12 protein-coding genes are annotated in these 14,214 nt (G+C 33.3%); 9 read left to right on the forward strand and 3 right to left on the reverse strand.

Annotation, left to right across the window (positions count from 1 at the left end):
* Nucleotides 1-26 precede the first annotated feature (26 nt).
* A complete protein-coding gene (locus HYN56_RS14925) occupies nt 27-1,025 on the forward strand; it encodes a DUF2157 domain-containing protein (protein ID WP_109192903.1) in 999 nt (332 codons plus the stop codon).
* The gene (locus HYN56_RS14930; RefSeq protein ID WP_109192904.1) at nt 1,022-2,188 is read left to right on the forward strand and encodes a hypothetical protein; all 1,167 of its coding nucleotides are present in this window, start codon (nt 1,022-1,024) and stop codon (nt 2,186-2,188) included. The genes HYN56_RS14925 and HYN56_RS14930 overlap by 4 nt, the downstream gene beginning before the upstream one ends.
* Nucleotides 2,189-2,343: 155 nt before the next feature.
* On the opposite strand, the gene ytxJ is transcribed toward HYN56_RS14930, so the two are convergent.
* Nucleotides 2,344-2,733, reverse strand: a complete 390-nt coding sequence (gene ytxJ, locus HYN56_RS14935; protein WP_109192905.1) for a bacillithiol system redox-active protein YtxJ — start codon at nt 2,731-2,733, stop codon at nt 2,344-2,346.
* A 205-nt stretch (nt 2,734-2,938) separates the two neighbouring features.
* On the opposite strand from ytxJ, the gene clpB reads away from it, so the two are divergent.
* The 7 genes from clpB (at nt 2,939) to HYN56_RS14970 (ending at nt 10,942) form a co-directional block, all read left to right on the forward strand.
* Nucleotides 2,939-5,536, forward strand: coding sequence for an ATP-dependent chaperone ClpB (gene clpB / locus HYN56_RS14940; RefSeq protein ID WP_109192906.1), 2,598 nt, complete (start codon nt 2,939-2,941; stop codon nt 5,534-5,536).
* A gap of 135 nt (nt 5,537-5,671) precedes the next feature.
* A complete protein-coding gene (locus tag HYN56_RS14945; protein WP_109194816.1) occupies nt 5,672-6,163 on the forward strand; it encodes a T9SS type A sorting domain-containing protein in 492 nt (163 codons plus the stop codon).
* Between the two features lie 26 nt (nt 6,164-6,189).
* The gene (locus tag HYN56_RS14950) at nt 6,190-7,230 is read left to right on the forward strand and encodes a SadB/YajI family lipoprotein (RefSeq protein WP_109192907.1); all 1,041 of its coding nucleotides are present in this window, start codon (nt 6,190-6,192) and stop codon (nt 7,228-7,230) included.
* 406 nt (nt 7,231-7,636) lie between these two features.
* Nucleotides 7,637-8,515 carry a DUF808 domain-containing protein gene (locus HYN56_RS14955; RefSeq protein ID WP_109192908.1) on the forward strand — a complete coding sequence of 293 codons (879 nt, stop codon included), beginning with the start codon at nt 7,637-7,639 and terminating at the stop codon, nt 8,513-8,515.
* Nucleotides 8,516-8,860: 345 nt separating this feature from the next.
* The gene (locus tag HYN56_RS14960) at nt 8,861-9,271 is read left to right on the forward strand and encodes a hypothetical protein (protein ID WP_109192909.1); all 411 of its coding nucleotides are present in this window, start codon (nt 8,861-8,863) and stop codon (nt 9,269-9,271) included.
* 144 nt (nt 9,272-9,415) lie between these two features.
* Nucleotides 9,416-9,661 carry a hypothetical protein gene (locus HYN56_RS14965; protein WP_109192910.1) on the forward strand — a complete coding sequence of 82 codons (246 nt, stop codon included), beginning with the start codon at nt 9,416-9,418 and terminating at the stop codon, nt 9,659-9,661.
* A 390-nt stretch (nt 9,662-10,051) separates the two neighbouring features.
* Entirely contained in the window at nt 10,052-10,942 is an 891-nt protein-coding gene (locus HYN56_RS14970; protein ID WP_026729496.1) for a carbon-nitrogen hydrolase, read from the forward strand.
* A gap of 118 nt (nt 10,943-11,060) precedes the next feature.
* Here HYN56_RS14970 and HYN56_RS14975 read toward each other — a convergent pair whose 3' ends face one another.
* Nucleotides 11,061-12,320 (reverse strand): OmpA family protein, encoded by a 1,260-nt coding sequence (locus HYN56_RS14975; protein WP_109192911.1) that lies wholly within the window; start codon nt 12,318-12,320, stop codon nt 11,061-11,063.
* 201 nt (nt 12,321-12,521) lie between these two features.
* Nucleotides 12,522-14,039, reverse strand: coding sequence for a choice-of-anchor I family protein (locus tag HYN56_RS14980; RefSeq protein ID WP_109192912.1), 1,518 nt, complete (start codon nt 14,037-14,039; stop codon nt 12,522-12,524).
* Nucleotides 14,040-14,214: the final 175 nt, after the last annotated feature.

The raw sequence follows: 14,214 nt of genomic DNA on the forward strand, positions 1-14,214 counted from the left end.
TTTGAATATAAGTTTAAATTAATCAAATGAAGAAATTTAATGAGCAGGCGACTGCAGACCTATTTGAAAAAGGTTTGATTACAGAAAATCAGTTTGAAGAAGTTAAAGCATATCGAAGTTTGAATATCTTTTCAGTAAACGCAGAATTAAAACTGTTTCTTTATCTATCGGTTATATTGTTTACTTCAGGAATCGGAATTTTGATTTATGAAAATATTGATTCTATCGGACATATTGCAATTCTCTCACTTCTTTTAATTGTAACTGTAGTTTGTTTTTTCTATTGTTTTAAAAACTCAAATGGCTTTCAGAAAACCGAAACACAATTTGATCATCCTGTTTTAGAATATCTGGTTTTGCTGGCTAATATTTTGACATGCATTTTTATTGGTTATCTACAATTTCAATACAAACCTTTTGGAGAACATTACGGATTGGCAACATTGGTGCCCACAATAGTAAGTTTCTTTTGCGCTTATTATTTTGATAATAGAAGCGTGCTAACTATTGCTGTTACCGGTTTAGCGGCTTATATAGGACTTTCTGTTACGCCTCAGGATTTATTAAACAACAATGATTTTTATGCTAGTGAGAGTTTGAGCTATTCTGCTGTTGTGCTAGGGATCTTATTGATATTGTGGACAATCTACAGTAATCGAATTGTATTAAAAACACATTTCAGTTTAATCTTCCTGACTTTTGCCTTGCATATTATCAGTATCGCATCGATCAGTAATTTATTAAATCATTATAATTTAATCTGGCTGGTTTTTGCTGTTGTTTTAGCAGGATCTACTTTTTACTTTTATAAAATTAGTTATGAATTGAAAGCAATGTCTCTATATGTTTTTATGATTGTTTACGGTTATATCGGAGCAAATATAGTTTTGTTCAGACTTTTTGAAAATGTTGATTTCTCTGATATTTGGGAATTGTTTTTTTTCTTATTGCCGGCTTATTTTATAGGCTCCATTGTAATGTTCATTAAATTAATTAAAAATTTTCATAAAGAAATAGCAGAATGATAGTGTACGAAAAAAAAATACTGGATAATGAAATCTTAATTAATGAAGCTGATACTTTATATAAAGGAGGTTTTATAAGTAAGGATCAAAAGAAATTTGTAAAAAAAGAATTACCAGCTTTTAGAAGTCAGGATAACATTTTGGTTAGAATTGGATTCTTTTTGTTAGGAAGTATGTTATATAGTTCAATTTGCGGTGCAATTTCTATTATCGGAATGAATGCAGAGAATGCTTATTTTCAAATCTGCTGTTATATTTTTGCCGCTGTTGGCTTTTTAGTTTCAGAGCTTTTGGCAAAACAAAATTATCGTAATCACGGATTGGATGATGCTTTTATATTAGGAGCTACTTTAAACGTAGGATTTGCTATTGGAATTACGACAGACGGATCTCAATCTGTGATAGCTTTTTTTATGGCAATATCCGCAATTTACATGTTTATGAGATACCTGCATCTGCTTTCAATGCTTGTTTTCTGTATAACTGTAACTTCATTTTTATTTTTTCTGATGTTTGAATTAGGTGATATAGGAAGAGCTATTCTGCCGTTTATTGCCATGATTTTTGCAGCTATTTTATATTTTTTGACAAGTAAATTAATCAGTAAGCTAAAAGAAAGTTACTATTATTATGGACTTTTATTAGCTAATAGCTTTTGTTTGGTATTGTTTTATCTTTCCTGTAATTATTTGGTAGTAAGAGAGCTTTCAGAAGAACTTTTAGGAACAGAAGTGAAACCAGGTGCCGATATTCCGTTTGCTTTTTTCTTTTATGCCTTTACTTTTGTGGTTCCAATTTTATATTTAGTTCAGGCTTTAAGAACAAAAGACAGAATTATGCTTTGGGTAAGTTTTCTGGGAATCGGATTTTCAATCTATACCATTCGATTTTATTATGCAGTTCTTCCAATAGAATTGGCATTAACTTTAGGCGGACTTGTTTTATTCGCAATAGCTTATTTCTCAATCAGAAAATTAAAAGAAAAAGAGAGCGGTTTAACATTCAAACCAGACAGAATTAATCATTCGGATGCTATTTTAAATGCAGAAGCTTTAGTAGTAGCTTCAACTTTCGGAATGAAACCGGAAGTAAAACCGCAAGATTCTCCAATGGAATTTGGAGGCGGAGGATTTAGCGGTGGAGGATCTGGCGAGAGTTTTTAAATTATTTTGCCACAGATTAAAGGATTAAAATGATTTTCTAATCTTGGTTAAGTTGCCACGAATTACACGAATTTTCACGAATTGATTTGTGTAAATTCGTGTAATTTGTGGCTTAAGAAATCATTTTAATCCTTTAATCTGTGGCAGAAAAAAAACTATACTTTGCTTTTTAATGCTTCAGCATCGATATCGCTGTGCGAAACATCGTAAATAGCTTTTCCATTTTTAATTAAAATCAATTGTGGCGATTCGTGATAAACTCCGAATCTGCTGGCAATTTCGTTCGAAATATCACGGTGCGCAATCAAATCTAAAAAGTAAGCATCTACAACTCCTTCAAGATCAAATTCTCTTTCAAATTGTTTTAGCGCCATGCGGCTAATACTGCATCTTGTGCTGTGCTTAAAAATTACAACTGGTTTCTCATTTGAGATTGCTTCAATTTCCATTAACTGAAGCATATCTGTTAATTCTGTCCAGTTAACTTTACTTTTTGGGGCTTCTGAGTTCTCTGAACTTCCGAAGATTGAATTAAAAAAACTCATATTTGGCTTGTTTTGTGACTTTTTGACAGCTAAATCTGATAAAAATCATGATTTTTAAGTCATTTTGTCTTTATTTTTAATGTGGAATATATTTTGTCTATTTCAATGCAAAGTTAGATTATTTGAATTAAAAATGTACTTCAATAAATCGTAACTTTAATCTTATAGAATATTAAACACATAAAATCAATCAAATTATAAAAATATGAACATAAATAAATTTACTATTAAATCGCAGGAAGCCATTCAGTTGTCACAGCAATTAGCACAACGAAATGGCCAGCAGCAAATTGAAAATGAACACATTTTCAAAGCCATTTTTGAAGTGGACGAAAACGTAGCACCATTTATTCTGAAAAAACTAAATGTAAACGTTCCGTTGTTCCTTCAAATTTTGGACAGTACAATTCAGAGTTTTCCAAAAGTTTCCGGAGGAGATGTAATGCTTTCCAGAGATGCGAACAAAGCTTTAAATGAAGCCGAAATTATTGCACAAAAAATGAACGACGAATACGTTTCGATCGAGCATTTAATTTTAGCCATTTTTGATTCAAAAAGCAAAGTTTCCCAAATCTTAAAAGATCAGGGAGTTACCGGAAAAGGTTTAAAAGCAGCAATCGAAGAATTAAGAAAAGGCGAAAGAGTAACATCGGCTTCAGCTGAAGAAACTTATAATTCGTTAAATAAATTCGCTAAAAACTTAAACGAATTAGCAAGAACAGGAAAACTAGATCCAGTTATCGGTCGTGACGAAGAAATTCGTCGTGTATTGCAGATTCTGACTCGTAGAACAAAAAATAACCCAATGTTAATTGGAGAACCTGGAGTTGGTAAAACCGCAATTGCAGAAGGTTTAGCGCACAGAATTGTAGATGGAGACGTTCCGGAAAACTTAAAAGATAAAATCGTTTTCTCGCTTGATATGGGAGCTTTGATTGCCGGAGCAAAATACAAAGGAGAATTTGAAGAGCGTTTGAAATCGGTTGTAAAAGAAGTTACAGCTGCTGATGGAGATATTGTTCTTTTTATTGACGAGATTCATACGCTTGTAGGAGCGGGTGGAGGAGAAGGTGCAATGGATGCTGCTAATATCCTGAAACCAGCTTTGGCTCGTGGAGAATTAAGAGCAATTGGTGCAACAACTTTAGATGAATATCAAAAATATTTTGAAAAAGATAAAGCACTCGAAAGACGTTTCCAAAAAGTATTAATCGATGAGCCAGATACAGAAAGTGCCATTTCGATTTTACGTGGTATCAAAGAGAAATACGAAACACACCATAAAGTTCAAATTAAAGACGAAGCAATTATTGCAGCAGTTGAACTTTCACAACGTTATATTACGAATCGTTTCTTGCCAGATAAAGCAATTGACTTAATGGATGAAGCGGCTTCTAAACTGCGTATGGAAATCAATTCAAAACCAGAAGAATTAGATGTTTTGGATCGTAAAATCATGCAGTTGGAAATCGAAATTGAAGCTATCAAACGTGAAAAAGAAGAAAGCAAGCTGAAAATTTTAGGGATGGAATTGGCCAACCTAAAAGAAGAACGAAACGAAATCTATGCAAAATGGAAACAGGAAAAAGATATCGTTGACGGAATTCAGGCTGTAAAACACGAAATAGAAGACTTTAAATACGAAGCAGAACGTGCAGAACGTGAAGGCGATTACGGAAAAGTAGCCGAAATCCGTTACGGAAAAATAAAAGAAGCACAGGAACGTCAAGAAACTTTGCAGAAACAATTGCTAGAATTCCAATCTGGAAATTCTTTAATCAAGGAAGAAGTTACTAGGGAAGATATCGCAGAAGTTGTAGCAAAATGGACAGGAATTCCGGTTACCAAAATGCTTCAGACAGAAAGAGAAAAACTATTGCATTTGGAAGACGAATTGCATAAACGTGTGGTAGGACAGGAAGAAGCGATAGAAGCAGTGAGTGACGCCGTTCGTAGAAGCCGCGCCGGTTTACAGGATATGAAAAAACCTGTTGGTTCATTCTTATTCTTAGGAACAACCGGAGTTGGTAAAACAGAATTGGCAAAAGCTTTAGCAGAATATCTTTTTGATGACGAAAATGCCATGACTCGTATCGATATGAGTGAATACCAAGAACGTCACAGTGTAAGCCGTTTGGTTGGTGCGCCTCCAGGATATGTTGGTTATGATGAAGGAGGTCAGTTGACAGAAGCTGTTCGTAGAAAACCATATTCTGTAGTGCTTTTAGACGAGATCGAAAAAGCGCATCCGGATACATTTAATATTTTGTTGCAGGTTCTGGACGAAGGACGTTTAACAGACAACAAAGGACGTTTGGCCGATTTCAGAAATACGATTATTATTATGACCTCAAATATGGGAAGTAATATTATTCAGGAGAAATTTGAAAACCTAAAAGGAAGTGTTGAAGCAGCAACAGAAGCGGCTAAAAACGAAGTTCTGGGATTATTAAAACAAACGGTTCGACCTGAGTTTATCAACCGTATCGACGAAATTGTAATGTTTACACCGCTTACGGTAGAGAATATTTCAAGAATTGTAAGTTTACAGTTAAAAAGCGTTACTAAAATGCTGGCGCTGCAAGGTATTACAATGGATGCAACTCCGGAAGCTATTGCTTACTTGGCAGACAAAGGTTACGATCCGCACTTTGGAGCCAGACCAGTGAAACGTGTGGTTCAAAGAGAAGTGTTAAATCAATTATCAAAAGAAATTTTGGCAGGAAACATAACAACAGACAGCATCATTTTATTAGATGCTTTCGATGGCAATTTGGTCTTTAGAAACCAGACAGCTAAATAATTTTTTTCATGTTAATCTTAAGAAAAGCATCAGTCGAAAGACTGGTGCTTTTTTTGTATTATTTCAAATTTACTTTTTTGATTTATTTTGTAAGAAAATATCATATATTTGATTCGAAAAAATATTAAATCTGATATGAAAAGAAAACAAAAGGCATTTTTACATTTATTTCTTGTTAGTATTTCATTTGTAAGTAATTTATACTCTCAAGAAAGTATTGTAGTTGCAGGTGGAAAAGGTACAGGTAATGGCGGAGCATCCAGTTATTCAGTGGGACAGATTGTCAATATGCAATTAAGAGGAAGTGGCGGATCAGCACAAGAAGGGGTGCAACAGCCTTATGAAATCACAACTTTAGGTAATGATCAATTCGATGAAATTAATTTAGTAATGATTGCTTTTCCAAATCCTGTTATTGATGAGCTGAATCTTACTGTTTTCAATAATAAATTCGAATCGTTGTCTTATAACTTAATTGATACAAATGGAAAAATACTATCAAAAGATTTGAACATTACTTTATCAGAAACTAAAGTCTCTATGTATGGACTACCACATGGAGTCTATTTTCTAAAAGTAATTAACAATTCGAAAACAATAAAAACTTTTAAAATTATCAAAAAGTAGAAATCTAAAAAACGCAAAAAAGATTTATGAAAAAAATTACTCTGGGATTACTTTTATTGAGTTCTTTTACCATTTTATTTGCTCAAGCCCCGCAAAAGATGAATTATCAATCTGTAATTCGTAAAAAAGACAGTACATTACTTGCAAATACCATAGTTGGTATAAAGACCAGTATTTTGCTAGGTTCGGCAACTGGAAATAGTTCTTACGTTGAAACTCAAAATATAAGAACAAGCGTTAATGGATTAGCAACAATGGAAATAGGAGGTGGGAATCCAGTTTTAGGTACCTTTTCCGGAATAGATTGGGGAGCAGGACCTCACTTTATAAAAACAGAAATTGATCCGACAGGAGGAACTAATTATACCATTAGTGGTACAAGTCAGCTTTTAAGCGTTCCTTATGCATTATATGCTGGAAGTAGCGCCAATAAAGGAAAAACTAGTATCATCTTAACTGGCAGTATCACGGATGCAGAAGCTGTAGAGCAAATAAAAGCTCAAATAGGCCTTTATACAGAAAATGTTTATGTTACTAATGCATCAAACCTAACAACCTTAGACTTAAGTGAAGCTAAAAATTTAATAAATTTAATTATACAGGACAATGCAAATTTGGCTTCTATAAAAGTAGATAATCTGACTGAGGTTTATGGAGATTTAGAAATCGAAAACAATGCAAAATTGAGTTCGCTTACATTTCCTGTTTTAAAAGCCTTATATGGATATGATACTAGTATATTAAACAATGCAGCATTAAAAAAAATTTCTTTTCCATTGTTGACTACTGCAAGGGGTATTGATTTTAGCTATAATGCTTCACTTAATTCGATTGATATACCATTATTAGCTTCGTTACATATTTCTCAGTCAAATACCGTTTTTTCACATAACGCATTACCTAGTTCACAAATTAATTTGATTTTGAGTAGATTGTTAAATGTATCTCCTTCAAGTGGGAAATACATTGATCTTTCGCAGCAAAATCCGTCAGCAGTACCAACTGGCCAAGGGATTCTGGATAAGGCAACTTTAATAAGTAGAGGTAATAGTGTCTCTACTGATTAATTAAAAAAAAAGTAGTTAATTAAATAAAAAAAAAGCATCAGTCTTTTGACTGATGCTTTTTTTATGCCTAAATTCTATAACTTTTAATTCAAGTTCTATAACAATTCATTTGTAAAAAATATTCAATTTTAAAATCTATAGAAATCAGCAAATTATTAATTAAAAAATCAAAATCATGAACAATATATTCAGAGGATTACTTGCAGGATACGGTGCTAAAAAGTTAGGTGGAGGATGTTTCGGAACTATCTTAGTTTTCATCATTTTATGGGTTCTGTTAGGACAATGCAGCTAAAAAGCACAATACAGAAAAATAGGAATAAAATTCATAAATTTTGATGGCTAATTATTGGGCAGATTAAGGCAAAATGTCTAGATTCGCATCACTAAAAATAAATTTAAAAAAATGGGTTCAGGTTTTTTCGCCTTATTAGATGATATCGCAGCAATTATGGATGATGTTGCAGTAATGAGTAAAGTTGCTGCAAAAAAAACAGCTGGAATTTTGGGTGATGACTTAGCCGTAAATGCAGAAAAAGCTTCCGGATTTGCGTCTTCAAGAGAATTGCCGGTTTTGTGGGCAATCAGTAAAGGCTCGCTGTTGAATAAAATCATTATTCTTCCAATTGCATTCTTATTGAGTGCCTTTTTTCCAATTGCAATTATAGTAATTTTAGTTTTAGGGGGACTTTTTTTAGCATACGAAGGAGCCGAAAAAATTTATGAATTTATTTTTCCTCACGAGCACGAAGAATCTGAAGGAATTACAGATGAAGTTCTTACAGAAGAACAAATTTTAGTAATTGAAAAAGAAAAAGTAAAGTCAGCAATTATTACAGATTTTATTCTTTCAGTCGAAATTGTAATTATCGCTTTAGGAACTGTAATCGGCAAACCATTGTTATCACAGATTATCACAGTTTCTATTATTGCAGTTATCGCTACAGTTGGAGTTTACGGAATCGTAGCGCTTATTGTTCGTATGGACGAAGTAGGTTTCAAAATGATTCAGCACAGTAAAAAAGAGAAAAGTCTTTTAAAAAGTGTTGGAAATATATTGGTTCAAGCATTGCCAAAAGTAATTAAAGCGTTGACCGTTATTGGAACCATTGCCTTAATTTTGGTTGCAGGAGGTTTATTCGTTCATAATATTGAATTTTTCCACCATCTTTTACCAAATTTCCCATCTATTATAAAAGAGTTTGCTATTGGACTTGTAATTGGTTTTATCGTTCTTGCGATAGTAAATCTTTTCAAAAAGCTGTTTAAGAAAAAGGAAGCTTAATCAGGAATTTTACAATATTTTAAATAAAAAAACATCAGTTAACGCTGGTGTTTTTTTGTTTTTGGAGCAGATCGATTCATTTTCAAAAGAACGTTTTGTCCCGCTATCCACTATATCTTTTTCCTGCTAAAGGAGCAGGAAAAAGGATGCCGTTTCTATCGGGGCTAGGCTAGAAGATTTTTATTTTCATAAGAAATAACAGTATTTTTTGAATATTTTTTTATTAAATAATGTGTTGATTTATAATTGTTTAATCTTTTGTTGGAACTTTTTAACATTTTTTATAAGCAACCATTGCAACCAAGACACGTCTTCATAGTAATTAACAATTAATTATTATTTTATATGAAAAGTTTTAGATTAAAATCAGTTTTGGTAGTATTATTTTTATCAATTGCATTTGTTTCATGCAGTAATGACGACGATGAAAAAACTCCAGTTGTAACTACAAAAGCTGCTTTAGTAACAGAAATTAAAGGACCGGCAACAGGAAAAGTAAATGACGAATTAAGCTATGATGTAACTTACACGGTTGATAATGCTTGCGCAGAATTCGATAAAATCTCAGAAGTAACAATTGGAGATGTAAAGGGATTACAGGTAATTGCAAAATATCCATCAGAAGTTTGTACACAGCAGGTTCCTGAGCCTAAAAAGACAGTTTACAAATTCAAAGCAACTGCAAAAGGAACTATCGAAATTAAATTCAAAAAATCAGAAACTGAATTCTTGACTCAGAAAGTTGTAATCGAATAGCAACTAATTTAGTTGATATTTTTTTAGGTTGATAAGCCATTTTGCAAAGATTTAGTTTTTAAATCGATGTGAAATGGTTTTCTTTTTTGACTTTAAAAAGTGAACGAAAATCTCTATCTTTGAAAGATCAAAAAAAGTATGATTATGGGAGCTTTAGAGTTGAGAGAAAGTGTGTTAGAATATATTAATACTGCCGATGAACGTCTTTTAAAAGTGGTTAAAGCAGTTATTGAAAGTTATCAAGAAGAAGAAATAGTGGCGTTTTCTGTAGAAGGAAAACCAGTCACTAGAAGTGAATACAAAGCTCAACTGGCTGATATCAAATTGGAAATTGAAAGAGGAGAGTATACTTCACAAGAAGATTTAGAGAAAGAAGCTGAAAACTGGTAATGGATAAGTTTTTAAAAGTTATTTGGACTAATACGGCCAAAAATTAGCTGAAAACAATTGATAATTACTATAAAGAGAAATCTATTCAAGGTGCAAATAATATTAAAAATGAAATCTTAGATGCCACTAAAAAAATACGTTTTGGTGAGCAATATCAAAAAGATGAAATTGAGCCTGAATATCGGAGAATTATAATAAGGGACAATAAAATTTTGTATCTTGAAGTGGATGGTGTGATTTATATTTCTAAAATATTTTCTACAAAACGAGATAGTATAAAACAATTATGAAAGAGCTTTAAAGCTCTTTTTTTATATCTGAGTTAAGTAAATTAAACTCGCTTTGCCATTCCTTTAAAAAGTATTATTTTTGCACTCTAAATTTTATGTCATGCCGAAAAGAAAATATAAAATATCAGTAATTCAGTTAAATCTGAATGATGTTGCTGAAAATAATCTTAAGAAATGTATCAGTTGGGTAAGAGATGCTGCAAGTCAGGGAGCAGAGGTAATCTTACTTCCGGAACTATATAGCAGTCATTATTTCTGCCAAAGCGAAGATGTAGATAATTTTGCATTAGCAGAACCTTTATATAGCACTTCATTTATTGCTTTCAGCGAATTGGCAAAAGAATTAGGAGTAGTAATTATTGTTCCTTTCTTCGAAAAAAGGATGGCTGGAATCTATCATAATAGTGCGTATATCATCGATACAGATGGTACAGAAGCTGGTTTATACCGTAAAATGCACATTCCGGACGATCCGCATTTCTATGAGAAATTCTATTTCACTCCGGGAGATTTAGGTTTCCAGGCAATAGAAACTAAAAAAGGAACTGTTGGAACTTTAATCTGCTGGGATCAATGGTATCCGGAAGCTGCGAGAATTACAGCTTTAAAAGGTGCTGAGGTTTTATTCTACCCAACAGCTATCGGATGGCATCCTAAGGAAAAAGAGCAGTACGGAGAAAATCAGTACGGTGCTTGGATGAATGTAATGAAAGGTCATGCTGTTGCAAATGGTGTTTTCGTTGCAGCGGCGAATCGAATTGGTTTAGAAAAATATATTGAAGGAACTGAAGGAATTCAATTCTGGGGAGCATCATTTATTGCCGGGCCTCAAGGAGAAATTTTAGCTCAGGCTTCTCATGATAAAGAAGAAATCTTAATCGCTGAGGTTGATTTAGATCTTCAGGAAAATGTTCGTCAAAACTGGCCGTTTTTCAGAGACCGAAGAATTGATGCTTTTGGAGATATTACAAAAAGAGCAATCGACAAATAATTTTTTTTAAAAATATATGAAAGAGCTATCTCAAAATGAACTGCCCCCAAAAAGTTAGACACTATTTGGGGGCAGTTCATTTGAATAGCTCTTTTTCTCGTTTTTAGCTTTATATGGATTACTTCACCTGGAAAGTAACTCTTCTCACGATTTGACGTGCCTCTTTAGAGTTCTTGTTAACAGAAGTATCTTCTCCGTTAGCAATTACATTCAATCTTGAAGCGTCTATTCCTGCATTTACTGCTACCTTTTTCACAGCTTCCGCTCTTTTTCTAGACAATTCAGTATTGTAGTTTGTGTTTCCAATTTCGTCAGCATAACCAATAATATCAGCTGATTTTCCTGGATTATTTTTCAAATATTTCACTAAGAAATCAACACCGGATAAAGAAGCGTTTGTTGGTTTAGATGAATTAAAGTCGAAATAAACATTTACATAACCTCCATTGATTAATTCTTCAACAGTGTTGTTTGTAGCTGTTCCGGCTCCTTTTTTCTCATACGTTTTGTCTAAGTAGCTTTCCAACTCATCCGGCACACCATTTTGATTCGTATCAATAGATTGTCCTTTAGTGTTAACAGCAACTCCTGCAATAGTGTTTGGTTCTAAATCGTATAAATCCGCAACTCCGTCTTTGTCTGAATCGATCAGACCAGTTTCAACTAAGTCCACTCTTCTTTCCAATTCACTAATTCTGTCTTCTTCACCAACCCAGTCAGCATGTCTTTCGTGTTTACCTAAGTAGAATGTTAGACCAACAGAAGCGTTTAATAAAACTCCGTCAAAAGAACCTGTAGTAGTGTTACCCATTCCGTCGAAGTTCCAGTTTTGTCTTCCGTTTACAATTCCTGTAAGGTCACCAGTTAAAGCTACACGATTACTTAATTTGATTTGTCCCGTTAAACCGGCAATTCCGTGCGCCATGTAATCTTGTCCGCCAAATCCTGTTTCAGTACTAATTTGCGAAACTCCAAAACCTCCATGTGCCAAAAGACCAATTGTGTTTGTCCAAGTTTCAAAATTTAAAGCACGTCCCACATTCACAACTCCTTGTAAACTCGCTCTTACGTAACGGCTTTCAAAATCTGGAGTATTTTTTTTCTCTTTAAATTGATCGTATCCAACATCCAATTTCAAACCAAACTTAGGGCTAAACATATATCTTACACCTAAATCTCCGTGAAAGAAGTTGGCAGATTCTGTAGTGTAACCTGGAGTCATAGCTCTCGTTGGTTTGTTAACACCACCATTAAGTTCTATCGACCATTTATTGAATTCCTGATCTACACTTGGTTTGGTAGAAGTGGTAGCCATATTTTGTGCGCCAGCGGCAAAGGATAGTAATAATAAAGAGGCTGATACTAATTTCTTTTTCATGATATCAAAAATTAAATTGTTTTTATTTTAAACTCATGACAAAATTAGAGCACGTATTGTAGAAACGCGTTCTATATCTGGTTACATAATTCCCATGTTTTAGCTTATAATTATGAAAATTAGTTAATTAAGTATCAATAAAAAGCAAAAAAAGAGCAAAATTTAGTTTTTGCTCTTTTTAAAATTTTGATAATTTTATGATTATTTCAAATCTGGCTGGTAAATTTTTACCGTTCCGTCGCCTTCACTGCTTACTACTAACAAACTTCTTTTAGTTGGACTTTTAGAAGCCGGAATAAATAATAATCCTTCTGGAGCATCTCCTGTTTTTACTGTTTGTAAATATTGCGGAGAGTTTGGATTTGTTACGTCATAAGTTAAAAATGCATCAGATCTTTCTAAACCAACGAAAAGAATATTCTGAGTTCCCATTTTGGCTACATATACCGCTTCTGGCTCAGAACCTTTATCGTCACTTCTTTTGTCATCATAAAGTCCCAGTTCGTTAGATTTTTTATCAAGATCATTTTTACTGTCGTAAACAATTTTTCCTGTGTTTCCATTCCAGATTGAGAAAGATCTCGCACCAAAACTTACCATTTCGTCTAAATCACCGTCACCATCAGTGTCACCCATATCTGCAACAAGATTTAATCTTCCGTAATTAGCGTCAAGTTTCATATTAGTTGCATCAGGAAAAACTGTAGCATCAAGTTTTAAGCTTTTCATTCTTTTAACGTCAGTATATGCAGTATATTCCCTTGCATCTCCTTCATTAGCAGTAACAAAATAAGGAACATTGTTGGCTGAGAAATGGCTGATTGCATCTGGCATAAATAGACCTTTTACTTTCCATGGATTGAAGGCGATTTTATCGTCACTATCGCTAATATCAATTGCATTTTCGGCAGTATTGTAATCTTTTAAACCTAAAGGATAAATAGCTGTAATCGTTTTAGAAGTTAAATCAACTTTTGCGACACCATTATTTTCCTGTAAAGTTACCCAGGCCGTTTTGGAATCATCTGAAATAGTAATGTATTCTGGTTCGATATCCTGAGCAAAGCTTTTAGCAAATTTAGAAATTCTGAATCCATCTTTTGCTAAAGCTGCTGCCTGACTTGCGAAAGAAGCAAAATCTAAAGTAGTTACTGTGTAAGTACTTGTTTCAATAATAGAAATAGTTCCGTTTGGATCTTGTGAATAATCTGTATTTGGTTCACCTTCGTTGGCTGTTATAATATATTTTCCATCCGGAGAAAAAGTAACCATATCAGGTAATGCACCAACCGTAACTTGTTTGATTAAACTATAATCAGAAGTATTGAAAACAGCAACTTTTCCGTTAGCTTGTTTGTTTGTTGTTGATTCCAGAGCAACAGCCAGCTTTCCGTCAAAAGCAGAAACGCTGTTTGCGGCTCCTTCGTAAGTACTCAAATCGATTTTTCCAATTTTCATTGGTTTTGTTGGATCTGTGATATCAATAACATCAATTTGATTGACACCGCTGTTATTTACCGTAAATAATCTTTTTGTTTTTTCGCAGTAAGCTGAAATTTCTGCTGCAGCTTCACCACCAATTGTAATAGAACCAATTTCTTTAAAAGTTGCCGGGTTTTCGCTTACCGTAACCTCTGGTTCGTTGTTTGAATTTTCATCATTATTACAGCTTGCCATAATAAAAAAAGCTGCTAATAAAGAGATAGATAATTTTTTCATGTGTTAGTTTTTAGTTTTGGCAAAAGTAATTAGCGTCTTTCTGTCGAATATTAAGAACATATTATATAATCTTTAACTTAAATTTTGCAGGATATTTATTGTGAAATAAAAGATGATTTTCGTTCAAATGTTTTATAATCCTAACGAATGCTTATCTTTGCACTTTCTAAATTAG

The organism is Flavobacterium crocinum (assembly GCF_003122385.1).
GTDB classification, from domain to species: Bacteria; Bacteroidota; Bacteroidia; order Flavobacteriales; family Flavobacteriaceae; genus Flavobacterium; species Flavobacterium crocinum.